Source organism: Candidatus Chlorohelix allophototropha, from assembly GCF_030389965.1.
Taxonomy (GTDB): domain Bacteria; phylum Chloroflexota; class Chloroflexia; order Chloroheliales; family Chloroheliaceae; genus Chlorohelix; species Chlorohelix allophototropha.
The window spans coordinates 1723676-1746956 of record NZ_CP128399.1; the positions used below are offsets into that span (position 1 = coordinate 1723676).

Genomic DNA, 23281 nt, shown 5'->3' on the forward strand with positions numbered 1-23281 from the left:
TTATTCTTCGAAGCTAGGTTCGAGCAATCCATGTTTGAGCGCATATCGTACCAACTCGGAACGATGATGCAGCCCCAACTTTTCCATTATACGGCTGCGATAGGTATCCACAGTTTTTGAGCTGATAACTAGCTTTTCGCCGATTTCTTGGCTGGTATAGCCTTCGGCGGTAAGTCGCAAAACTTCTTCTTCTCGATCGCTCAATACCGCTGTTTTTTCTTCTTCATCGCGGCGGCTTAGATAGCCTCTTAACAGTAATTTGGTGGCTGCCGGATAAAGATATACATTTCCGGTCTGTACAGTGCGGATTGCTTCCAGCAAATCGGTATCGGCTGAGCTTTTTAGCACATAGCCAGAGCCACCCTGTTGTAAGACCTGATAGAGATAACGTTCTTCACTGTACATGGTGAGAACCAGCACTTTAGAGGGCGAGTTAGTCCCCCTGATTTTTTTCAACGCGCCTAAACCGCCAAGACCCGGCATGTTTAAATCCAGTACTAGTACATCCGGCTTTAGCTCATAGGTAAGCTTAACGGCTTCTTCTCCATTGCCTGCCTCGCCGATAACCTCAATATCAGGTTCTGCGTTAAGAAGGGCGCGCAAACCGCTGCGCAATACCGCGTGATCGTCTGCTAGCAATACCCTTATTTTATCTGGCATAGTTCTCCGAGCTTTTAGTAATATTTATTGCAAGTAACTGGTATCTTTCCCGTGTTTAAGTGGAATTTCAAGTCGTACTTCTGTACCCTTACCCGGCTTGCTGTTTATATACAGATTACCGGAAACCAACTGAGCACGCTCACGCATCCCAACCAGCCCTAGCCCAGTTTTTTCATATGCTGTGTCTGGATTAAAGCCTATTCCATCATCTGTAACGCTAAGGGTTATTTTATCAGCGGTAGCCAAATGCACCTCTATTTTTGTTGCCTGTGAATATTTTATCGCATTGGTTAACGCTTCCTGCGCCACTCTGTAACAGACTAATTCTACCATTTCCGGGAGTCGTATGGCTTGTTCGGCTTCCTCTTGCTGGAAGGTTATTTTGCGTGGCAAACGCTCGCTTATAGCTTGAATATAACTTTCTAAGGCGGCAACCAAACCTTGATCATCCAATAGGCTAGGGCGCAGATTCCGGCTTAATTCGCGCACCTCGTCCATAGTGTTGCTCAGGATGGTGCGCATTTCACTCAATCCTTTTTTCAAATCTTCTACGCTTGATGATTTTTCCAGCAATTTCAGGCGTACCATAACAGCGGTCAGCGATTGCGCAGTTTCATCGTGAAGTTCCCGTGCGATACGGGTACGCTCATCTTCTTGCGCTTTTATAATTTGAGTAGCGGTAGAGTGTAGTTGGTCGTTACGCTCTTCTAAGGTATCAAGCATGGTGTTAAAAGTGTTGGCGAGTTCTTCCATTTGAGGGTCGGTAACAAGGCTACTCTTAGCTCGGGCTTTTAAATCGCCACCACGAACTGCTGCAGATGTTTGCACAAGCTCGGTGAGGGGATGAAAAGCTGCCCGTAGGACAACGAAATTTACTACCCCACTAAATGACAGACCTATAAAAGTGAGTAGCAAGGCAAGTTCAATGGTAAAATGATCCTCGCCCCCAGATACAAAGGTGGTTAACCAAGTACCCACGAAAGCGCCCCCCCCTACAATAATAGAGTTTGCAATCAAAACCTTCAGCAGCAAAGGCAACTGGAGTAATTTCAGTATAAAATTTGAGTTTTTAGTTCGTGGTGGAGGTTGCTTCAATTTTCCCAGAACTTTTGCCATAAATTCCTTTAATTATTTTTATACTCTGACTTGCTACATTTTACCAATATTCCGATATTTATGTAAGCTACCAATAAGGTGGGTAAATAAAAAAACCGAACCATTGCGGGTTCGGTCTGATGCCAAATTTATTTAATTTCAACCGTTCAGGCTAAATGCGATTCCCAATGACCTGAAATACTGCTCTATCACCCATTGGTTTTGGAATTACGGTTTCAGGTTCGCATAACAGCGCGTTTGCTAGGTTCTCGTAAGGAGAGGTATCTATGCCTTCAAGCTCAAAAAGGGTTTTACCGCTTATACGACTGCGTCGAATGTGGTCTTCCGCGGGAACATAGCCCAACACTTGCGTGCCAACTTCACTGGCAAAGAGATCAATTAGCTCATGACCGCTCTCGCCGTTTCCGTTTGGATTTGCTAAAATGCGGTTACCAACCACGCCCGCCAGCCTAACTCTGTATTTGGCAGCTTTGGCTTTAACTGCTACGCAGATACGATTGGCGGCAAAGAGGCTATCAAAGTCATTGGCGGTTACAATAACGGCGTATTCTGCCCATTGCAAAGGGGTAGCGAAACCACCACAAACGACATCACCTAACACGTCAAACAGGATGCAGTCGTAATTATCGTAAACACCCATGCGGTTGAGCATTTTCATGGTTTCGCCCACTACATACCCGCCACAACCTACCCCGGCTGGCGGGCCTCCGGTTTCGACGGCAGCCACACCAAGATAGCCAGTTTTAATAATGTCGTCCGGCTCGACTTCCTCGGCGTGATAGTTTTTCTTCTCTAGGATGTCAATCACCGTATCAATCATGTGTCCGGTAATGGTGAAGGTGGAATCATGTTTGGGGTCACAGCCTATCAGCAAGACTTTCGCCCCCATTTTTGCCATTGCAACTGCCACATTTGATGAGGTAGTGCTTTTGCCGATGCCACCCTTTCCATAAAAAGCGTAAGCATGGTTCATATCTATGTAAATCTCCTTTTTATAATACTGGTTTTTTGAGTTACCGGGTTCAAGCTTTTTAGAGCGCTTGCGATAATTTTGAAGCCGGTTTCCTCTTATTGCTGGGCTTTTTCTCTGACTTCATATACAAGGTCTAGTGTGATAAGGCTGTAACCGTGCGAACGTGCATACTCCTCGACTCGTTTCTGGACTTTTGGTCTTACAAAGAAAGGTATTTGTTTCAAAGCTTTTTGAGCTTCGTCTGTCCAAACCAACTCAGCCGTGATTGCAGCAACTGGTGGCGCTTTGACCGCAACTGCTGCGCCGCTTTCTACCGCTAACTGGGTTGCTTTAGCGCGAAGTTCTTCCGCGATTTTATATGCTTCCAATTCCTGTTCGCGGGCTTCCGGTTCGGGGGCGACCTGAATTTTGCCCCGTTCATTCGCTTTGAGCCGGGCTTCTTCCACTCCAAGACCGGCATCGCCGAACATTTCAATCATGTGTTTTTCAAGACCTAACGTACAGGTGTGATACACTCGATCGGTGATGAAGTTTGAGCCGTCATAGCCAAGGAAAGGCTGGTAACTCAGAGAGAAATCTTCTATATGAGTGGGATTGCTGATAGTGGCGCATGGTATATCAAATTCGGCGGAGGTATGCCGTTCCATCTGGGTTCCCATCACTATATCGGGCAGCGTTTCCCCAATTGCTTTGCGTACTTCGGCAAATTCACTGCTACAGATGATGTTATCTGTATAAGGTTTTACTAGCTCTCGAAATTCGTTGGCGAGTTTGCGATTATAGGTGCCTGCGCCGACTATTTGCATGTCTAGTTCGGTTGCCAGCATCCGGGTAATGGCGACTGCGTGCGTAAAGTCTCCAAAGACAAAAGCCTTCTTTGAACTGTAGCCCTGTACGTCGGCGGTGATGGTGAACCAAGGCAGCCCGCTGGGCGCGCTTTTCTGATCCATGGAAAAGGCGGCAATCGCCGGTTCTTTAAGGTCAAAAGTCAGCCCATTGCCGGAAGCGAATTTGTTCAAGCTTTCTAGCACTTCGCGTACCCATTTGCGGGTGGCAACCACTCCGATAGGGGCACTAGTTACAGCGGGGATGTTGTGCATCTTTTCCAGCACAATTGCTGCATCTGCGCCCATCTCACGATAGGGTGCAATGGTTGCCCATGCCTGTGGCAGTTTCTTGATATCTGCTACGGTTGCGCCAAGTGGGAAGACTACATTAACCGCAATTCCCATAGTTTCCAGCATGCGTTGGAGGCTAAGTAAGTCGTGTTTATGGTGGAAGCCCAACGAGATAGGTCCGATGATATTGACGCTTGGTTTGGAAGTGGGCGGTAATTTCATAGCGGCAAATTGCTCAACCATTACGGTTAGCAAGCCGTTTGCCGATTCATCTTCCTCAACCCGGAAAGGGTTAGGGGCATATATCAAGACTTCGTTCGGAATATTCGCTTGGCGTGCCAATGACCCGTAATCTTCTTGTAGCAGGCTAGAAGAGCAGGTTTGTGTGACTACTATGAGGTCAGGGTTGTGGTCGTGACTAACTTCCCGCAAGGATTCGGGCAGGCGGTTTATACCCATGCCCATTGTCTTAAGGTCGAGTACGCTGGTGTGAACAGGAGGGAAGCGTTTTTCACGCTCCATCATGGTAAACATCGAATTTATATAGCAATCGCCTACCGGAGAATAGGCTACGGCATGCACCCCGTTCATACTGCTTGCCACTCGCGCTACACCAGTGTGGGCGGTTCCCTGATATTCCCAAAAGCTCATTCGCATAGCTAATTCTCCTGGTTATTAGGCAAGAATTCTTTCCAATCCAGCACATCGAGTTTGCGGTGCCGGTTCAACGCGCGAGCAAACAGGTTGGCGAGGTCACTTGCACCCGTAAAGCCGTAGATTGGGGTAAAGATAATCTCGGTTGACCATTTGGTGGCAATGCCTTCGGCTTCAAAGGGGTTAGCCTCCCAGAAATTTGTAACAACGAGATCGGGTTTTAGCTCTCGGATGTCGCGAATCTGGCGATGCATGTTGGGCATTTCAACCACTCTTAAGCCATTCAATGCTTGCAATTCGCGTTTATGGAATTTGCGATTTACATAAGGTGTGCCAACTTCGATCAGTTCCGCACCACACTTGCGTAAAAACCGCGCGATGGGCAATTCCAGCATGTTATCTCCGGTAATGAAGATGCGTTTGCCTCGAATTGCTGAAACTTTGCTTTCCAAGTTGCGCCAGATTTCCGCTTCGCGCTCGGCAAGGTTGATTTCCTTACCAAAGTGGCGTGCCAAATCTTCAAAGAAAACGCGAGTGCCATCAGGTCCAATCGGAAATTGGCTTTGCAGCACTTTTGCTCCCCGTAAGCGGCTGAACTGTGTAATAGATTTAGCTACATAGGGATGTAGCGGGGCTAAGATGGTATCCGGTCCTATTGCCGGAAGCTCGCCGATAGTGTTGGCAGGTACGAAGCCGGCAACCGGCAGCCCCAATTTTTCGGCTTCTCGTTTTAGGTCAGTGGTGTTTACATCGTTGACTGCGCCCATAAAAACGATGCGTTTATCTCCCGCAGGGGCTACAGGGCAGAATTGCAGCAGGCTTTCGATGACGCAATCTTCGGATTGGGTCATGGTGTATTCAAGCCCATCAGCTCGTACCGGTAAGACCGGGACGTTGTTAAATTGCTGGTTCAGGCGGCGCGCCATCGACTCGAAATCCACTTTCATGATTTCGGGTGTGCAACTATTTAACAGAAATATGATGGAAGGGTTATGTTCTTCCACAATATTTTTAACAATGTCGGTAATGTCAATTTGGGGCGCGCTCAAATCGCCTTCTTCCACCATAGCCACGCCGAAGCGCGGTTTTGCGAAAATCATAACCCCAAGCGCGTTTTGCATCAGGTGTGCGCAGGTATGTGTTCCCAATATCAGAAAAAAGCTATCTTTCATCTTCTGGTACAGCCAACCGGTGCAGGTTAGCCCACAAAAGGCGTGATAGCCGTTATCTTCGCGCAGAACTTCTGCTTCTGGAATTTCGGGAAGGGTATCGGGTGCTATTGTCATTGCACTGCTCCCTCTAGGTGTTTGGAACGCGCTCAGAGCGTCCCGATCATTATTTATCTATGTTATAAACCAATGTGGCACAAAATTTCTAAATGTTAGATTAGGTGCATGGGCAAGCAATACGGGTGAGCAAACCTTGCCCGTCAAGGCTAAATGTTACTAAAACGCGGCATGGTAGTCAGTAGTTGTTACTACATTTTTTGGCTTAATGGCATCTGCCCTGCAATAGTTGGAAAATTCGTTCTATAAACTGTTGACTCTAAATAAAAAACGGGCTAAAATTAGAACAAATAGACAAAAATATATTGAGAATTAATATAAGGAGTAGGTAGCTATGGCAATGCCACTGAGGGATCTCCAAGAACTGGATGAAAGATACGGAACAACTCAGGAAGCTGCAAAAGCTGGAAATAAAGCTCCGGTTAAAAGAGAACGATCTGGAACGACACGCAGTCGCACTCGCGCTAATACTGTTTCTACTCAAACTGAGGTTGAAGAAGCAAGAGTAAAACACGAAAAAGAAGAGCTTATTGCGGCATTGGAAATGAAAAGAGATGAATTGATTGAGCGGCTTGATCGTGGGGCAGCGGCAATTGAAGAGGCGCGCGCTGCCGGGCGTAACCCTCGCCAAATTGCGGATTGGGAAGATTACTGGATTCAGCTTTTACGCAATTATGAGAAGATTTGCGATCAATTAGTAGAACTTGGAATCAACTAATTCCTGACTCCGCGTAGTATAGAACACTTTTATCAGAATTTTATTTCAGGCAAGGGGCTTAAGCCCCTTGTCTTTATTCCTCGTAAAAATCCTAATTCTTGGGTAGAAACTCGTTGCTGAATAGCTTGTTGTAGTCTAATTCTTTGGTGAGCGGCTTATTGTCGGCATCTTTCAGAATACCGGCTTGGAACATAAACCGGGGATAATCAGTCCACATCTTAAGAGTTTGGCTACCCCACTGAGTGGCACCTTCCTTGTATTTCGGGCTGAGATAATCTTGGCTCTTATATACTAGCTCTTTATTGCTAAAAGTGCCTGCAGGGTTCGAGTTTATCAAGAGGTCTGCCGCATCTTTGGGATTGGTAATTGAGTACTCATACCCGCGAACTGTTGCTTTCATAAAACGCTTGAGGGCATCGCTTTTTTTGGAAATTACATCTGCGCTGGTTTCAATTAGCGGGGTATAACGATCTGGCACGCCGTATTTGGTAATAGGGATTACATTCAGGTCAATCCCTCGCAATTTAGCCTCGATTTCGTCCCAACCTTCGAAAATCCATACAAAATCGGCTTGCTTGTTAAGCACAGCTTCGTAACCAAAGACATTGGCGGTGATATTCTCAAAAGTGCCATTGCCTCCATCAAACTTGATCATGGAGTTGATGACAGGCTCTTCGTATGATGCGCCAAAGCCGGCATACTTTTTGCCAACTAGCATTTTTGGTGAAGTAAGACCTGAATTTTTTAGCGTAACCAGTGCGCTGGTATCCTTTTGGATGATTGCGGCGATTGAGACAAGTGATTGTCCTGCGGCGGCGGCGCTTACAATGCCCTCAGCCGCGCCGATGCCTAGCTCAGCTTTGCCGCTGGCAATCAGGCTTTCGGGAGTAGCGGCTTCGCTGTAGGGCAGGATCTTCAAATCAATCCCTTCTTCGGCGTACCATCCTTTGGCGAGGGCAACGTAGATTCCGGTGTGATTGGTATTAGGAACCCAATCTAAAGCCAATGAAAGGGTTTCAACAGGAACTTTGGTAGCAGCTTCTCCGCTTTTTGCGGGGGTGGCGGTGCTATCGCTACAAGCCGCCAGCAACAGGCTTGTCAGCAATACCAGCGCCATAAAGATAGCGCTTTTCTTGAACTTAGCAGTCATATTTATCCTCCTTATAGTCAACCAGCCTATCTAGTTGACATAACACTACTTCTTAAACTGGCGCATCTGGTAATACCAAGGCATAATGCGCCATTGCACCAGCGAAACAAGCCCAAATAGTAGCAGGCTGAATACTGCGGTTACGAATACTACTGCGAACACCAACTCGCGATTGAAGGAACGAGCGTATAGCGAAATCAAACGCCCCAAACCTTTTTGCGCTCCGGCGTACTCGCCTAGAATTGCGCCCGCTACGCTGTAAGTTATGGCAATACGAATGCCGGAAAACAGGCTAGGTAGTGCGGTGGGCAATCGCAATTTCCAGAAAATTTGGCGTTTGCTTGCACCCAAAGCTCTGAAGATTTTTGCTGCATCGGGGTCTACCCCGGCGAATCCATCTACTCCACCAACGGTAATTGGAAAGAAACACACCAACCACACAATAATAATCTTGGGTAGCAGGTCAAAGCCGAACCACACAATCAGTAGGGGGGCAATTGCGACCAATGGAATAGTTTGGCTTGCTACCAGCAGGGGGTATATCGCTCTCTTAGCCAGCAGCGAATTATCCAGCAACATGGCAAAGAGAAAACCAAGTATCAACGCTACGGTAAAGCCAATCAACGTTTCGAGCAATGTTACCAGCGTGTTATCCCAGATTTCGGGTAAGGCATTTACCAGCGCCCTCGCTATTTTGGTGGGAGAAGGCAGTACGCTGGATGAAATAGCCGACACATCCACGTATATTTGCCAGATAGCGAATAATGCTATAACCAGTAGCACGGGCGGAAGGTAAATTTTCAAAAACTTAGGCATATTCCGCCTCCGGTTTTAGGATTGACAACAGGCGGGCTTTTAGTTCCACTAACCCTGAGTCGGAAACCGAACGTGGCTTTGGAATCAGGACTTCCTGTACCTCGCGGATGGCGGCGGGGCGATGGCTGAATATGTAGATTCGTTCGCTGAGTAGTAACGCTTCCTCAATATCGTGGGTGATGAACAGGATGGTGCGGCGAAGCTTTGCTTGCATCTCTGCCAGCCATTCCTGAAGCCCGGCTCTGGTTAGGGCATCTAACGCTCCGAATGGCTCATCCAGCAGCATAACCTCGCGTTCGGTCAGAAAGGTGCGCAAGAGGGCAAGCCGCTGGCGCATACCGCCTGACATTTGCCACGGAAAGCTCTTTTCAAAACCCTTCAAGCCGAAAATTTCAAAGTAAGTGTGCGCATGTTCGCGGGCTATCTTGCGGGGTGTTCCGGCAAGTTCAAGTCCTAGCGCGGCATTATCCAGCGCGGAACGCCACGGTAAAAGCGCATCACGTTGGAGCATGTAAGCTATTTTGCCCGGTTGCGGTTGGAAGGGCTGATTGTCATAGCGAAATTCTCCGGAATCGGCTGTTTCAAGTCCTGCCAAAATATTAAAAAGAGTGCTTTTACCACAGCCACTCGGTCCAACCAGAGAAACAAACTCGCCCCGATTTGCCACGATGCTAATATTATCGAGTATGGGCAGTGTGCCATAGGATTTATTAAGACTATTTATTTGAATTTTGGATATTGTTTCCATATTTCGATAGCTAGAATCAAAAGAGCCACAGGAATACTGGAGAAAAATCCTGCGGCTCGCCCGTTTATTCCACTTAATTAGTTACGAAATATATAAATAAATCGAAATAAGTGGAATTTCCCTTCGCCGGTATTACCCGGATCAGGTTCAAACGGTCGAAGATACTTTCAATCTTCCTCTCAGCCTGGAAAGTCCAAGCTCCCGTTGGTATTTTTTTTAAAAGGTGCAAAAGCAGTCAGACTATAGAATAATGATATTTGGCAGTATCATAATACTTTTTGTTTTGTAGCACAAGTCATTTGCAATGTACTTTTTGCCATGTTATATTTCGTTTAGATGCATATTAAGCATTCATAACAACTGAATATTGCTCTCATCAAGAGAGGTGGAGGGACTGGCCCTATGAAGCCCGGCAACCGCCCGAATTTTCGGGAGTGGTGCCAATTCCGGCAGGCGATTATAGCCTGAAAGATGAGAGGCGTTAACTTTGGCAAGTTACGTCTATTCTCGGATTGATGCGAGCAAATGCGAAACCGAGGATTTTTTTTGCCTTGCCAAAGGGGTGTTCAATTGAGCGAGAATGCGACTTCAACGCCTACACTGAAAGTTAAAACGATAGAATGGCGAGATTCCGACCTCACCCTATTGTTAATTGACCAAATCAAATTGCCCCATCATTTTGAGAATGTTGAGTGCCGTAACTTCCATGAAGCCGGCGAAGCGATTCGCACCATGATTGTGCGTGGCGCACCTGCTATCGGAGTAACTGCCGCTTACGCTATGGCGCTGGCGGCGCTGGAATACCGTAACCTCCCTCGTGACGAATTTATCGAAAAGCTGGACGAAGCGGGCGCATGGCTTAATGAAACCCGTCCCACCGCTGTTAACCTCAAATGGGCGATTGACCAATCCTTGTCACTCGCGCACCGTCTGCACGATGCTTATATCCAAGTGGTCAGCATCCCGTGGGAACTCCTAAGACTGGCAAAGCAAATACAAGCGGATGACTTGGCTTTTTGCAAGGCGATAGGCGCGTTCGGCGGAGAACTTATCAAAGACGGCGATAATATCCTAACCCATTGTAATGCGGGTGGTTTGGCTACCGCTGGTTATGGTACAGCCGTGGGTGTGATTACCGCTGCGCATGAAGCCGGTAAGAAGATTCACGTTTGGGTGGATGAAACTCGCCCTTATCTGCAAGGGGCGCGTCTTACTGCTTGGGAAATGCAGCAACTCGGTATTCCGCACACTCTGATAACCGACAATATGTCGGGACATTTGATGCAACGGGGTAAGGTTCAATTCATTGTGACCGGAGCTGACCGCATAGCGGCAAACGGCGATACTGCCAACAAAATCGGCACCTATATGGTGGCGGTACTGGCAAAGGAAAATAACATTCCCTTCTATATAGCCGCTCCGCTAACCACTATTGATTTAAAGATTAAATCCGGTGAAGAAATCCCAATCGAGGAACGCAGCGCGGACGAAGTTGTTTTCATCGGCGGTAAGCGAATTGCACCAGAAGGAGTTCATGCTGCCCACTTTGGTTTCGATGTGACTCCGGCGAGATATATTCACGGGATTATCACTGAAAAGGGTATTGCGCGCCCACCTTATGAGCAAAGTATCCCGGCGTTGTTTGAAAAATAAGCGCTGGTTTTCAAGATTTTGCTCAAGCAAGTTGATTAGTAGTATTGAGTCTAGACTTTTGTAGTTTAAACACTTGAAATTGAACTTAAGACTGACAAAATATACATTGAAATTCTAGGTATCATGATTCTACACCTGAGTTGCTACGGATTATTACGCTTCTAAAAATACTCAGGTGTCCGGCGCTATAAATACTAATGGGGATATTAGCGTTTGACTAGCGGGGAAAATAATTCTAACTCCCGGAATACTCTCTACTACTGAAGATGGTTTTGGAGAGTAATGTGAGGGTATTTACCAATACTTGAAGTTACGCAGCAGGAGGAGTAATGTCAATAATCGTAACAGGCTCTATCGCCTATGACCACATTATGGATTTTCCGGGTTATTTCAAAGATCATATTTTACCTGAGAAAATTCATATTCTTAATGTCTCTTTCCTGGTTTCATCGTTGAAAAAGATGCATGGCGGTTGCGCACCCAATATTTCGTATACGTTGGCTTTACTGGGTGAGCGTTCTAGCATTCTCGGCACGGTGGGACACGATTTTCAGGCTTATCGCGCTGCGCTTGAAGAAGTAGGGGTGGATACCAGCCTCGTCAAAGTTGTACATGATAAGGTAACTGCCTCGTGCTTTATTACAACCGACAAATCTGGAAGTCAAATAACCGGGTTTTATCCGGGCGCGATGGAACACGCCAGCGAAGTACGGATTGAAGATGCTAAACCGGAAGATATCGAAATCTGCATAGTCTCACCTGATGACCCCCGCGCAATGATAGAGCATGTGCGTGAGTGCCAGCAGTTGAAAGTTCCTTACGTCTATGATATTGGCTGGCAGGTAATCGCTTTCGATGGTGGCGCGTTGCTGGATGGGGTTAACGGCGCGAAATTGGTTATCGGTAACGACTATGAGCTAGAAATTCTGCGTGAGAAGACCGGTCTAACCCCTGAAAAAATGCTTGAAACCTCCGAATATGTGGTTGTTACTAAAGGTGAGAATGGTTCTACTATCTATAGCCGTTCTGGTATTGCTCAAATACCAACTGTTCCTGCCAAAGTAGTACGTGACCCAACCGGTGCAGGTGATGCATTTAGGGGTGGTCTCTTAAAAGGTCTCAGACGAGGATATGACCTTGACCAACTAGGTCGCGTGGCAGCATTGGCGGCAACATTCTGTGTTGAATCCAGTGGCACACAAGGTCAGAAATATACTATGACTGAGTTTGAATCTCGTTATCACGAGCATTTTGGTACTCCTGCAATGCCACTATGGGAAGCGGAAGTTCTCGCAAAATAAATCAATGATTTAACCGGGTTTTCTGGAAACAGGCGTGTTTTAACGCCGGATAATTACAAGGAGATAATTAAAGGAATGACGCAAGTCAACAATTACGATGTTAAAGATATGACCCTTGCCGGAAAAGGGCGCGACCGTATAGCTTGGGCTGCTCTTGAAATGCCCGTTTTGAAGCAGGTTAGAGACCGCTTTGAAAAAGAACAACCGCTGGCAGGACAAAGACTCGGTTGCTGTCTTCATATTACGACTGAAACCGCCAACCTGTTAATTACTTTGAAAGCGGGCGGCGCTTCGGTGGTAGCCTGTGCTTCCAATCCGCTCAGCACCCAAGATGATGTTGCGGCTGCGTTGGTGGAATACGGTATTCCGGTTTATGCTATCAAGGGCGAAGATAACGAAACTTATTACCGCCATCTGGATGCAGTGCTGGATAGCCATCCCACCCAAACTATGGATGACGGTTGCGACCTTGTTTCTCGCTTGCATCAGGATCGCCCTTCCCAAATTGCCGATATTATCGGCGGCACTGAAGAAACAACCACCGGCGTTATTCGCTTGAAGGCAATGGAGAAGGACGGCGCATTGCGCTTCCCTATCGTGGCGGTTAATGAAGCGGACACCAAGCATATGTTCGACAATCGCTATGGTACCGGACAAAGCACCCTTGACGGGTTGCTGCGTGCTACCAATGTTTTGTTGGCAGGCAAGAATTTTGTAGTGGCTGGCTACGGTTGGTGTGGTCGTGGTTTGGCTTCACGCGCTAGAGGGATGGGAGCGCAGGTTATTGTAACCGAGATTGACCCTATCCGTGCGCTTGAAGCGGTAATGGACGGCTTCCGGGTTATGACAATGGAACAGGCTGCCCCTATTGCCGATATTATCATCACCGTTACCGGAAACCTGAACGTAGTTGACCGCCAATTGCGGAAGATTAAAGATGGCTGCCTTATTGGCAATAGCGGTCACTTTAATGATGAAATCAATATTGGATTTCTGGATGAGCTATCCGAAACCCGCCGCGTAGTACGCGAATTTGTAGAAGAGTTCAAATTCTTTGACGGACGAAAGGTGTACTTGCTGGCAGACGGACGGTTGCTAAATCTTGCAGCGGCAGAAGGACATCCCGCCAGCGTAATGGACATGAGCTTTGCTAACCAAGCGCTTGCCGCTGAATGGGTGTTCAAAAAACTTGGCACGTTGGAGAACAAAGTATATGTAGTTCCACGCGAAATTGATGAAAATATTGCCGCCCTTAAATTAAAAGCTATGGGTGTGGATATAGATGTTCTTACTGACGCGCAACAGGCTTATCTTTCCAGTTGGCAGAGTGGCACTTAATTTGAGAGAGGAGACAGCAGTACAATGAATACTTTTATGAGTTCACCCCAGTTCTTTCTTACCAGTGAGAGCGTAACTGAGGGGCATCCTGACAAGATGTGTGATCAAATTAGCGATGCGGTTTTGGACGCTATTTTCGAACAGGATCCCCTTGCCCGCGTAGCCTGTGAAACCAGCACTACCACTGGCTTAATTCTGGTGGCAGGTGAAATCACCACTTCTGCTTACGTCAATATTGATCAAATCGCACGTAATGCGGTTCTCGATATTGGTTATAACAGCAGCGAAATGGGCTTTGATGGCAATAGCTGCGGTATCATTGTGTCTATCAAAGAACAGAGCAGTGATATTGCTATGGGCGTAGATAAGGCTCTCGAAGCCAAGCGCGGCGAAATGACCGAAGAGCAAATTGATGCTATCGGTGCAGGCGATCAGGGTATGATGATTGGTTATGCTTGCAATGAAACTCATGAATTAATGCCTCTCTCCATTGCATTAGCCCATCGTATCACCCGCCGACTTGCCGCTACTCGCAAGAGTGGTCAGTTAGGCTATCTGCGCCCAGACGGCAAGAGCCAAGTAACAGTTGAATATAGCTATGGCAAGCCCAAACGTATCGATGCCATAGTTGTTAGCACCCAGCACTCGCCCGATGTTTCGAGCGAACAGATTGAAACAGACGTTATCGAGCAGGTTATTAAACAGGTTGTACCGCTCGAACTGCTGGATGCCAATACCCGCTTCTACATTAACCCCACCGGGCGGTTTGTAATCGGCGGGCCTATGGGCGATGCTGGTTTGACCGGACGCAAAATCATCGTGGATACCTACGGCGGTATTGCCCGTCACGGCGGCGGCGCGTTCAGTGGCAAAGACCCAACCAAAGTAGACCGCTCTGCTGCATACGCAGTTCGCTACGTTGCTAAGAACATCATTGCTGCCGGGTTAGCCGATCGCGTAGAGTTGCAGGTTTCTTATGCAATTGGCGTGGCGCGTCCCATCTCGTTGATGGTTGAAACCTATGGAACTGGCAAGGTTGCGGATGAGGTTATTCTTAATCTCGTTAACAAGTATTTTGACCTCCGCCCTGCCGGAATCATCAAAATGCTAGACCTTCGCCGACCTATCTACCGCCAGACTGCGGCTTACGGTCACTTCGGACGCACCGATATTGACCTTCCTTGGGAACGTACCGACAAGGCTGAGATTCTGCGGCAAGAAGCGGGTCTCGCTGCGGCAGTAGCGATCTAAATCGGGAACTTTTTCGTTAATTCAAAAGGGGTCTTGCTTTTTATGGCAAGACCCCTGAATATTTTATATCTTAGTTGGTTTTACTTATGGCACAAAGCCAGCAAGATTGGCGCTTCTTCCAAATGCTGCTCGCTAAAGACGAAATCATCCTCACTAAGATAGGCATGCCCTTGCCGGAATGATTTCTTTGAACACTTCTTCATATCTCCAGTATTTAAACCTTCAGTTATGGTCGGGATATAAGAAGAAACGCCGCTTGTAGTCAGTTGTCCTATTTCAAACTGCCCGTAAATTCGGTAAGGTGGTTTGAAACGATGCGATAGAATTTCGATCAACTCAGCGGGAGTAAACCCTCGTCGCAAGTACAGGCTATGGTCGTATCCCTCTGAAAAATATTGTCGGTTGTGGCTGGAGATTATCAAAGTGCCACCACTACGTAAAACGCGATGAAATTCTTTGAGAAGCTTCTCTGGGTCAGTTACTTGTTCAATAATATCGAAAGCTACTATAACATCAAAACTGGCTTTGGAGTAAGGCAATTTCTGGAGATCGGCTAACTGGTAATGTAGATTGGAAGCGGCGTAATGTCGGCGGGCGCTTTCGATTGCGTCAGGAGAAGTATCCACGCTGGTCACGCTGCGTGCTCCGCTTTTAAGAAGAGTAACACTTCCGTGACCACTTCCGCACCCTATTTCAAGGACATCATTACCTCGCATTAATTCGCGAGCAAATCTGTAACGGGCGCGTTGCTGACCTTCACTATTGAGCCAACTATCCGAAACCTCAACAGTGGGTTGTTCCGGGGAGGAGAACTGGCTTCCCTGCCAGCGGGTTTGCTCAATTTTTGTAAACATCCATTATCCTAAAGCACTAAATGGTGAAAATCTCAAGTTACTCCTAAAAGAATATTAACATGCTACAATCGGGTAGTAAGTTTGTCAATGGATATTTGTTATTATTTTTTAACCAGATATTTACAAGCAATGATGTTTACGATTGTAGTCTAGGCTATATTCTGAGTGTAGTTCCACATGCTACAATCTTTTAGATAGTACCCGGTTGAGTAAGCCTGATACGAGGAGATATAATTTTATGATCGTACTTGACACTGCTATAGTGACTGATCCTACCGCTGTAAGTTCAATAAGCAGCCTTACTGTGATTGGCGCGTGGGTAGGTGGTCTAGGCATTATTTTTGCGGCGCTTTCCTTCAGCTTTGGAATGATTAACCCGCGTTTGTTTCGTGTTGGGTTGACTTGGCTAATTGCCGCCGATGCCGGAATTCTCACAATGTTGGCAACTCTAATCTTGTTAATTGAGAGCGCCACACTCTGGATATTTACTGTGGCAGGGGTAATTATACTAATTGCGCTCACCGTGTTTGTGGTGATGGTATTACGCTTGTATGCTAGTAAGGGTGCGCCTGCCTCTTTAGAGGATGCAAGACGCCGTATCGAGTTCTAGGAATTGTTGTAATATTGCCTCAGGTAGTCAATGACTGCCATTTCGAGATGTTCCATATCGTCAGGTGGTGTGGGGTGATCACCTGATTTGATGTATCGATTTACAAATTCGCTCATCCCGGCGGTTGTACCAGTCTCTACTAGATATTGGATGAACCGCATGATTGGACCAGCCTCTTGTAGGCTGGCATTTTTTTTGATTGCTTTCAGGGCAGCATTCCGGTTATATTCCACTCTTCTATGTTGTACCAGCCAATCCTCCCCATTCCACTCCGCTATGGCATAGCATGCGCGAGTATCTCCATCAATTGGGTATCCCACCGAGCCGCAATTAACTAGGGTCATTCCTCTCCAGCGTATAAGAGCAGGACGATGCGTATGACCTGCTATTACCAATCGGCGAGGTCGCACTTCGCCTTCAAACATTTCTTCAAGCAATCCATCCGGCATATTCGGATATATCGGTTCGTTATCTCGGCGCGGTGAGCCATGCACTACCAGCACATTAACATCTGCTCCGTAATTTAATTCTGCACGGGTGGGTAGGCTGGCTAACCAATCTTTTTCTTCAGTGGTAAGACATGTTGCCGCCCATTTACCCGGTGCATAGAGCGCGCGAAAGGGAGGATGTTCGAATTTATCACTGAAAATATTGTCCAATATGTAGCCCTCGTGATTGCCTCTAATCATCACAGGCATGAGGGCGCGCAACTTGCGGATTGTTTCCACTGGAAAAGGACCGCAATCGATGAAATCTCCCGCCACTACCAACACATCACAGTTCTGCTTGGAAATATCTTCAAGCACTGCATCCAACGCATGCAAGTTAGCGTGAATATCGGAAATAGCAGCAATTTTCATAAAACTGTTACTGATATGGAATTTCTGGCTTATTTTCAGGCTCTACGAAGTGATAAATAGTTATACTCGATTCTCCGCTCGGCTTGGGAAATGATTTTATAGGCTTAAGGTATGGGCGCAATACCTCATCGGGTTGTACGGTGGTAATGTAGTAAGTATCGCGTTCGCCTCTGAAATTGCGGGTCATCCAATTAACCTCGGCAGTACGCCCGAAGAAAACCCAGCCTTTAAGTTGGCTTAATTTGGTCATGTAATAAATTTCAGGAGTTACGTTATCCTGATCTATGTAGATCAAAATGGGGTCGGTGGCAGCTAGGTCGCGCAGGGTATTTAGCGATTCTTCTAGTCCATAACCACTGGGCCAGCCTTCGATATATTGCCAGCGATCGCGTGTGGCTAATTGCGCTTCAGCCGGGTGATTAATAATTTGGTCGTCCAGTTTGACCCAAGGCGCGATAGTTATTAGAACCAAACATATCCCAAAGGCTACTCCAACTGCCCCAGACCATCCCATTCTCTCACGGCTCACCCGAATCAAATATCGTCCTAATCGATAAATTGCGAAGGCTGCCAATAATAGCATAGGGGGACCAAATGGGGTAATGTACCGCGAAAACCAATGTTGCCTCGCCAGAATCATTTGCGCAATAATCGGTAGAATTGCCCAGCAAACCAATACCAGTTCGGCATGTCCGAAGCGTGGGCGTAAAATCGCGTAACCAAAGGCAGCTAGCGCCAGCACTAATAGCGGTACATTGTAGTAGGTTAGCCACCACTCCCAAGTTTGGCTAAAGTTTGAATGCCATAAATCCAAAGGGAAAGCTAAAATCTCTTTAAATGTAAGGGCATAACTGGTATCGGTGCTGCTCAAGTAGGCGGCATCTTTGCCGGTTTGGAGCGGTAAATAAGCTGCTCCCGCTATAGCAATACCTAGAAATCCAACCACAGCCATATACAGGAAACCGCGTAAATTTTGCGATCGCGTTTTAAAAAGGCGTATTTTGTATAGGCGCGAAACCTTTAAGAAGAGTGTGCTTTTCCTTTCATTAATAAGTTGGGATGACTGTATAGCAGAATTGCGCGCTAATTGGGGAAGATGCCGCACCCGCATTTGATACCACCATAGCGAAAACTTTCTCAAGAAGCTTGGCTGAGGGTTTTTTAATCGCTCCCATATATCCGGTCGGCGATGCAAAATAAAGGCTACCAGTGGGGTGAGACCAATAGCAAACAATGCCGTTTGTTTTACAAACATTCCCAGCCCTAACGCTGCTCCTAATCCAAGCGCATAAAGGGCGCGTGGTTGCATTGCAATGGCGCAGGCAAAGTATAGCGCTGCCATCCCTGCTGCCGATTCCCAACTGCTATGTACGGCTAGTCGGTTATGCAACACCATGAGAGGGCACAAGATGTAAAATAGGGTAGCCAGAAATCCCGCTACCGACGATAAGACCCTTTTTCCTATTAGATATATAAAGATACAGGTTACACCCCCGCCTATTACCGAGAGCATCCTAGCTCCGGTCAAGGGTTCATCAAACCAGTTCCATGCCCAGCTTAAAGCCCACACAAACAGAGGCGGTTTTCCATCTCGTTCGGCGGAAATCAGCAAATTTCGCTGTGGGTCGAGCATATACTCACGGGCATAGGACAGGTAGATGGTTTCATCGTAGAAGACGGGAAGCGCCATCAGATTTGGCAAGCGCATCCACAGGTAAAGGGGTATCAGCAGCAGCACTCCTAGCGTATCGCGGGCAGCCCAAAATAGAGGAATAGCTTTTTTCAGAGCATACATTCGCCCAGATTTGCTTGATAATTTACGTCCCTCCAAGACGCTGGCAGGGTTTATAAAGTGCTGTTGCATGCTGACTATTATATTTGGCAAGTTACCAAAACGCAAAGTATTATGAAATGAAAGAACGCTGTCTGCTCTACAGCGTTCTTTGAGGAGGATTGAGAAGATTCTAGTGAGAGGACTTTTGAAGATGTTTGCAAGTATTATTACTCACATCTCTATTAACGTATATAAAGCTGTTTTTCTCTATGGCATTATTCACTTTCTCGGAGTGTTGCTCACCACAGGTTTAAGATGATATATCCCTAATTATATTGCAATCTATTTTCAATCTGCTATACTAAGTTTTGAGAAGTATTTTGTATTATGTAAATCAGGAATTGCATGGAAAAATCTATTTGGCGTTTTTTTGATATTCCTCTGCTCATCGGTGTACTTATCACAGCCCTTTTCGGTGTATTGATGGTGTATAGCGCCACTCACACCGACCCTGCCCTTTCTCCTCTCAATATGCACATCAAGCAATTAACCGTAGGGGTTGGTCTCGGTATGATTCTGCTGTTTTTGATGGCAAGGATGGATTATCACTTTTTTGAATATGTGACTTTTATAGTTTATATACTTTGCGTTGGTTTGCTATTTTTGGTGCGTGTAATTGGGCAAACTACCTCCGGTTCTACTCGCTGGATTGATTTAGGCTTTACCGATATACAGCCTTCAGAACCTGCTAAGTTGCTAATGGTGATTGTGCTGGCACGTTTTTATGCCACCAACGAACATCGTATCCAACGCTTTCCGGTATTTGCAACCTCTCTTTTGGTGGCTGCGCCCGCCGTGATTCTGGTATTTATCCAGCCAGATCTTGGTACTACTATGGTTTTGATCGCTATTTGGTTTGGGATGGCGTGGGCGGGTGGCACTAATCTGGTGCATCTATTTGGTTTAATTTTTATAGCTGTGCCGATTGTTTTACTTATTTGGTTTGCACCCGACCTTACCGGCGGGAAAGTTCAAATCTTCTCCGACTATCAGTATGAACGTTTTCATAGTTTCTGGGACCCGAATTATTCCGACCCAAGCCAGCGCCGAAACCTCGAAGTATCTAATAAAGCGGTAGTAGGCGGCGGTTTATTGGGGCAAGGTTATGCCAGTGGTGTTCAGAATACTATGAATTATCTGAGTATTCGTCACACTGACTTTATCTTTTCAGTAATAGCGGAGGAATTTGGTTTTGTGGGTTCAATCGCCTTGCTGGTATTGCTGGCTCTCATTCTGACAAGGATTTTGCATATTGCTCAGAAAAGTAATGATAGTTACGGGCGTATGATTTGTGCTGGTGTGTTTACTATGCTCTTTTTCCAGGTATTTATTAATGTGGGAATGAATTTGGGACTATTTCCGGTGACCGGTATTCCATTGCCCTTGATTAGTAATGGCAATAGCGCGATGTGGACGATGTTTATCTCACTTGGAATAGTCGAAAGCGTTTCTATGCGTCACCAACGCGACACAACTTGGTATTATCGTAGTGGCGCAATCGCAGATTAAAACTCCCCGGCTTATATAAGTTTAAGTAGTTGAGGTAAATGACATATGCGACGTCGGTTCCTCAAAACGCGAGCTTTAATTATTTACCTTGCGGTGGTTGGCATATTGCTGCTAGGCGCATATTATTCGCCTATCCTATTGCGCTCATCGCTTGAAAGTTATCTGCCTCTGGATATACAGGTAACTGCCCCACATTCTCTTACCGGAACGGATGTCGGTCCTGATGCGCGTTCGGCGGGAACAACTAAGCCTCAGAGTGGGCGAGTTGTGCTGATTGTGGTCAACGGTTTGGGGGATGATGATTTCAGAGGCTTACCCGCGCTAAAACGACTGAAAGAAGGCGAGAATGGCGCAACTATCAGCGCCGGGGCGCGCCTTTTCTCCGGTTCTGTTCCGGCTGTAACGCCGGGTTTGGTAACGTTACTTACGGGAGCATCCCCTGAAATCACGGGTGGCTACAATCTGGATTATCCCTCTCCCACTACAACTTCACCTTCGCCAGCATATCAGCTTGAGCAGGTGGATAATCTTTTTGCCGCCTCCTTGCGTAGCAACAATACCACTGCCTTTTTCGGTTCAGCGCAGTGGCAAAGTGCTCTCAAGCCTGAATGGGGCTATCAAGCTGCTTTTCCGGTTGAACAGCCCTCAAATGATGTAGCTGACGCAGTTTTGAATTTTCTCAAAAAGAAATCGGCGAACTTTACGCTGGTGCAATTGAGCGCGATGGGTTACGCTGCCAATGCTTTTAGCTCAAATTCTCCAGAATTTTCACAAGCACGCGAAAGTTTAAATACCGCTCTTATCCGCCTAACCAGCGATGACCAGATTGACCTTAGCCGTACTACTGTGCTTATTACAGGCGATTGGGATACGCTTATTAAAGCCGGAGATCGTTGGGCGATACCGCTACTGATGGTCGGTCAGGCAGTACAACCCGGCGATTGGATTTGGGGCAAGCAGGAAGATGTAACCTCAACAATTGCGGCTCTACTCGGTATTGAGATGCCTCGTCAAAATATGGGGCGTATCCTGACCGGGATGCTGTCTATTCCGCCTGTAGATATGGCGGAGAAATTGCTGGCGTTAGTCGATCAACGTCAGAACCTGAGCCGAGCATATCGCGCTAGATTAGGTTTGCCGCTGCCGATTGCGGTAAATGAACCTTTGGCGGTTGATGCGGAAAAGAGCGTTAAGGTAGCCTCTCAGGATTATCGGTTAGGTTTATATGATGATATTGAGGGCGTGATTGACCCGGTTTTGCGCTATACCCGCAACGATATGGGGCAAGCGCGTGAGGAATGGTATGCGCAGGCACGTTTACAACGGGGTGTGCTCTCGCTGGTATTGGTGCTAATACCGCTGGGTTACTTTTTCTACAGACGCAGCCTATTGTTGTGGCTTGCTTTTGGCGCAGCGCTGGCAGCCAGTGCTTTACCCTATCTTTTTTACGCTTTTCAAGGTCGTTCCTTTAGCTTTAATACGGCGCGGTTGGAGGCTTTACGTGATAGCAGCATCTGGAGAGCCGGATTTAGTTTATTGGTGGCGCTGGTGTTGCTGGCGCTTGCGTTCGATTGGGTGGAAAGACGGCAGCAAAAACTGGTAGGGCGGGTCGATTTGGATTATACGGTTATAACCGGTTTGCGAAAAGCGCCTTTCCCGGTAGCTCGGCTTTTCATGGCGTGTGTCTATTTGCTAGGCGGATTGCTCTACTTTAGTGCATGGGTTTGGTGGGCATGGTATTATTGGCGCACCGGAATTTTCGGACCTTTTGGTCAGACTAACCCGCCTTTGCCGCCGGATTTATCCAGCAGTTTTCTACAATTTATGTCCTTGAACCATACTACCGGGTTTTTGATATGGATGTTGTTTGCTCCTGCAATCTTCATTGTGATATTCTGGCTCAAGCGACGTTTGTTGGGTGAAGGTAGCAGCGAAGAGGAATCCCATGATATTCTGGCGAAATCACGCGCTAGAAGCACCGGCAAAGATATTATCAAAACCTAATTGGAAAAATATAAGGGGGAGAAATGCGCTCCAATTTTGTCAAAGCAAAGTTGAAAAATGGCGAGCCTGCAATTGGTCTGTGGCATAATTTACCGGGTCTTAACAATGCTCGTTTGCTGGCGTATGTCGGTTTTGATTGGGTGGTGGTGGATTTTGAACATGCTCCGCAGAACCCGGCTTTGCTGACAGAAACGGTTGCCGCAATCGCAGGGGCGGGAGTCAGTGCGCCGTTAGTTCGCCTACCCTTCAATAGCGTTGAGTGGTTTAAATGGTCGCTGGATGCCGGAGCATGGGGCGTAATTGTGCCTATGGTAGAAACTCGGCAGGAAGCAGAACAGGCAGTTAGTTGGAGTAAATATCCACCACTGGGTACGCGCAGTTTTGGTGGTTCAATGGCATGCCTTAGCTTTAGTACAACTGATCGTCAGGAGTATCTCACCAAAGCCAATGATGAAATCCTAGTAGCGTTGCAGATTGAGAGCGCGAAAGGTTTGGCGAACGTGGAAGAGATTTTGAGCGTTCCCGGTGTAGATGTAGCTTTTGTAGGACCAAATGATTTGCATGGTTCGCTTGGTTTGCCGCCTAGCAACGAAGGCGCAGAGCCTGAGTTTGTGGCAGCGTTGGAAAAAATCAAAGCGGCAGCCCGCAAGTATAATGTAGCCTTAGGTATGTTTTGCAGTAACGGTGATACAGCGGCGCAGCGTATTCGGGAAGGCTTTCAGATGGTTAACGCTACCAGCGATGCTTCCAGCTTGCTAACTGCGGCGACTCAGAATCTTCAAAAAGCGCGAGGCTAAGCTAACTATCCCTTTTTTCAAGTAGGCGGGA

Annotated in this window: 20 protein-coding genes and 2 riboswitches; of the genes, 9 read left to right on the forward strand and 11 right to left on the reverse strand. The window is 46.9% G+C overall.

Annotated features, from left to right (window positions below; translation table 11 throughout):
* The 5 genes from OZ401_RS07440 to bchN all read right to left on the reverse strand — a co-directional run bounded on the left by OZ401_RS07440 (position 1) and on the right by bchN (position 5807).
* Positions 1 to 660 (reverse strand): response regulator, encoded by a 660-nt coding sequence (locus OZ401_RS07440; RefSeq protein ID WP_341467592.1) that lies wholly within the window; start codon positions 658 to 660, stop codon positions 1 to 3.
* A gap of 24 nt (positions 661 to 684) precedes the next feature.
* A complete protein-coding gene (locus OZ401_RS07445) occupies positions 685 to 1776 on the reverse strand; it encodes a HAMP domain-containing sensor histidine kinase (RefSeq protein WP_341467593.1) in 1092 nt (363 codons plus the stop codon).
* A gap of 151 nt (positions 1777 to 1927) precedes the next feature.
* Complete coding sequence (gene bchL / locus OZ401_RS07450; protein WP_341467594.1) at positions 1928 to 2749, reverse strand: ferredoxin:protochlorophyllide reductase (ATP-dependent) iron-sulfur ATP-binding protein; 822 nt, start codon at positions 2747 to 2749, stop codon at positions 1928 to 1930.
* Between the two features lie 95 nt (positions 2750 to 2844).
* On the reverse strand, positions 2845 to 4524 hold the full coding sequence (locus OZ401_RS07455; protein WP_341467595.1) for a ferredoxin:protochlorophyllide reductase (ATP-dependent) subunit B: 1680 nt from the start codon (positions 4522 to 4524) through the stop codon (positions 2845 to 2847).
* A gap of 2 nt (positions 4525 to 4526) precedes the next feature.
* On the reverse strand, positions 4527 to 5807 hold the full coding sequence (gene bchN, locus OZ401_RS07460; RefSeq protein ID WP_341467596.1) for a ferredoxin:protochlorophyllide reductase (ATP-dependent) subunit N: 1281 nt from the start codon (positions 5805 to 5807) through the stop codon (positions 4527 to 4529).
* Between the two features lie 334 nt (positions 5808 to 6141).
* Here bchN and OZ401_RS07465 point away from each other — a divergent pair, with 334 nt between their 5' ends.
* The gene (locus OZ401_RS07465) at positions 6142 to 6525 is read left to right on the forward strand and encodes a hypothetical protein (protein WP_341467597.1); all 384 of its coding nucleotides are present in this window, start codon (positions 6142 to 6144) and stop codon (positions 6523 to 6525) included.
* Between the two features lie 91 nt (positions 6526 to 6616).
* On the opposite strand, the gene OZ401_RS07470 is transcribed toward OZ401_RS07465, so the two are convergent.
* The 3 genes from OZ401_RS07470 to OZ401_RS07480 are packed head-to-tail and all read right to left on the reverse strand — an operon-like array spanning position 6617 to position 9239.
* Positions 6617 to 7675 carry an ABC transporter substrate-binding protein gene (locus tag OZ401_RS07470; RefSeq protein ID WP_341467598.1) on the reverse strand — a complete coding sequence of 353 codons (1059 nt, stop codon included), beginning with the start codon at positions 7673 to 7675 and terminating at the stop codon, positions 6617 to 6619.
* A 45-nt stretch (positions 7676 to 7720) separates the two neighbouring features.
* Positions 7721 to 8491 (reverse strand): ABC transporter permease, encoded by a 771-nt coding sequence (locus tag OZ401_RS07475; protein ID WP_341467599.1) that lies wholly within the window; start codon positions 8489 to 8491, stop codon positions 7721 to 7723.
* Positions 8484 to 9239 carry an ABC transporter ATP-binding protein gene (locus OZ401_RS07480; protein ID WP_341467600.1) on the reverse strand — a complete coding sequence of 252 codons (756 nt, stop codon included), beginning with the start codon at positions 9237 to 9239 and terminating at the stop codon, positions 8484 to 8486. The genes OZ401_RS07475 and OZ401_RS07480 overlap by 8 nt, the downstream gene beginning before the upstream one ends.
* Positions 9240 to 9340: 101 nt before the next feature.
* Positions 9341 to 9454: riboswitch (TPP riboswitch) on the reverse strand.
* 155 nt (positions 9455 to 9609) lie between these two features.
* Positions 9610 to 9717: riboswitch (SAM riboswitch) on the forward strand.
* Between the two features lie 122 nt (positions 9718 to 9839).
* Between OZ401_RS07480 and mtnA the strand changes: the two genes are divergently transcribed.
* The 4 genes from mtnA to metK all read left to right on the forward strand — a co-directional run bounded on the left by mtnA (position 9840) and on the right by metK (position 14782).
* On the forward strand, positions 9840 to 10892 hold the full coding sequence (mtnA, locus tag OZ401_RS07485) for an S-methyl-5-thioribose-1-phosphate isomerase (protein WP_341469862.1): 1053 nt from the start codon (positions 9840 to 9842) through the stop codon (positions 10890 to 10892).
* A 329-nt stretch (positions 10893 to 11221) separates the two neighbouring features.
* Positions 11222 to 12193 (forward strand): carbohydrate kinase family protein, encoded by a 972-nt coding sequence (locus OZ401_RS07490; protein WP_341467601.1) that lies wholly within the window; start codon positions 11222 to 11224, stop codon positions 12191 to 12193.
* A 75-nt stretch (positions 12194 to 12268) separates the two neighbouring features.
* Entirely contained in the window at positions 12269 to 13531 is a 1263-nt protein-coding gene (gene ahcY, locus OZ401_RS07495) for an adenosylhomocysteinase (RefSeq protein ID WP_341467602.1), read from the forward strand.
* Positions 13532 to 13567: 36 nt separating this feature from the next.
* Positions 13568 to 14782 (forward strand): methionine adenosyltransferase, encoded by a 1215-nt coding sequence (metK, locus tag OZ401_RS07500; RefSeq protein ID WP_341469863.1) that lies wholly within the window; start codon positions 13568 to 13570, stop codon positions 14780 to 14782.
* Positions 14783 to 14862: 80 nt separating this feature from the next.
* Here metK and OZ401_RS07505 read toward each other — a convergent pair whose 3' ends face one another.
* Positions 14863 to 15636, reverse strand: a complete 774-nt coding sequence (locus tag OZ401_RS07505) for a class I SAM-dependent methyltransferase (RefSeq protein ID WP_341467603.1) — start codon at positions 15634 to 15636, stop codon at positions 14863 to 14865.
* 238 nt (positions 15637 to 15874) lie between these two features.
* Here OZ401_RS07505 and OZ401_RS07510 point away from each other — a divergent pair, with 238 nt between their 5' ends.
* Entirely contained in the window at positions 15875 to 16246 is a 372-nt protein-coding gene (locus OZ401_RS07510; RefSeq protein WP_341467604.1) for a hypothetical protein, read from the forward strand.
* Here OZ401_RS07510 and OZ401_RS07515 read toward each other — a convergent pair.
* Together OZ401_RS07515 and OZ401_RS07520 are read right to left on the reverse strand one after the other, a co-directional pair.
* Positions 16243 to 17106 (reverse strand): metallophosphoesterase family protein, encoded by an 864-nt coding sequence (locus OZ401_RS07515; protein WP_341467605.1) that lies wholly within the window; start codon positions 17104 to 17106, stop codon positions 16243 to 16245. The genes OZ401_RS07510 and OZ401_RS07515 overlap by 4 nt on opposite strands.
* A 7-nt stretch (positions 17107 to 17113) precedes the next feature.
* Positions 17114 to 18970 carry an ArnT family glycosyltransferase gene (locus tag OZ401_RS07520; RefSeq protein ID WP_341467606.1) on the reverse strand — a complete coding sequence of 619 codons (1857 nt, stop codon included), beginning with the start codon at positions 18968 to 18970 and terminating at the stop codon, positions 17114 to 17116.
* A 315-nt stretch (positions 18971 to 19285) separates the two neighbouring features.
* Here OZ401_RS07520 and OZ401_RS07525 point away from each other — a divergent pair, with 315 nt between their 5' ends.
* Genes OZ401_RS07525 through OZ401_RS07535 form a run of 3 tightly spaced genes read left to right on the forward strand, consistent with a single transcriptional unit; the run spans position 19286 to position 23250 of the window.
* Entirely contained in the window at positions 19286 to 20449 is a 1164-nt protein-coding gene (locus tag OZ401_RS07525) for an FtsW/RodA/SpoVE family cell cycle protein (RefSeq protein ID WP_341467607.1), read from the forward strand.
* Positions 20450 to 20494: 45 nt separating this feature from the next.
* On the forward strand, positions 20495 to 22453 hold the full coding sequence (locus tag OZ401_RS07530; RefSeq protein ID WP_341467608.1) for an alkaline phosphatase family protein: 1959 nt from the start codon (positions 20495 to 20497) through the stop codon (positions 22451 to 22453).
* A gap of 23 nt (positions 22454 to 22476) precedes the next feature.
* Positions 22477 to 23250, forward strand: coding sequence for an HpcH/HpaI aldolase family protein (locus tag OZ401_RS07535; RefSeq protein ID WP_341467609.1), 774 nt, complete (start codon positions 22477 to 22479; stop codon positions 23248 to 23250).
* Positions 23251 to 23281 lie beyond the last annotated feature (31 nt).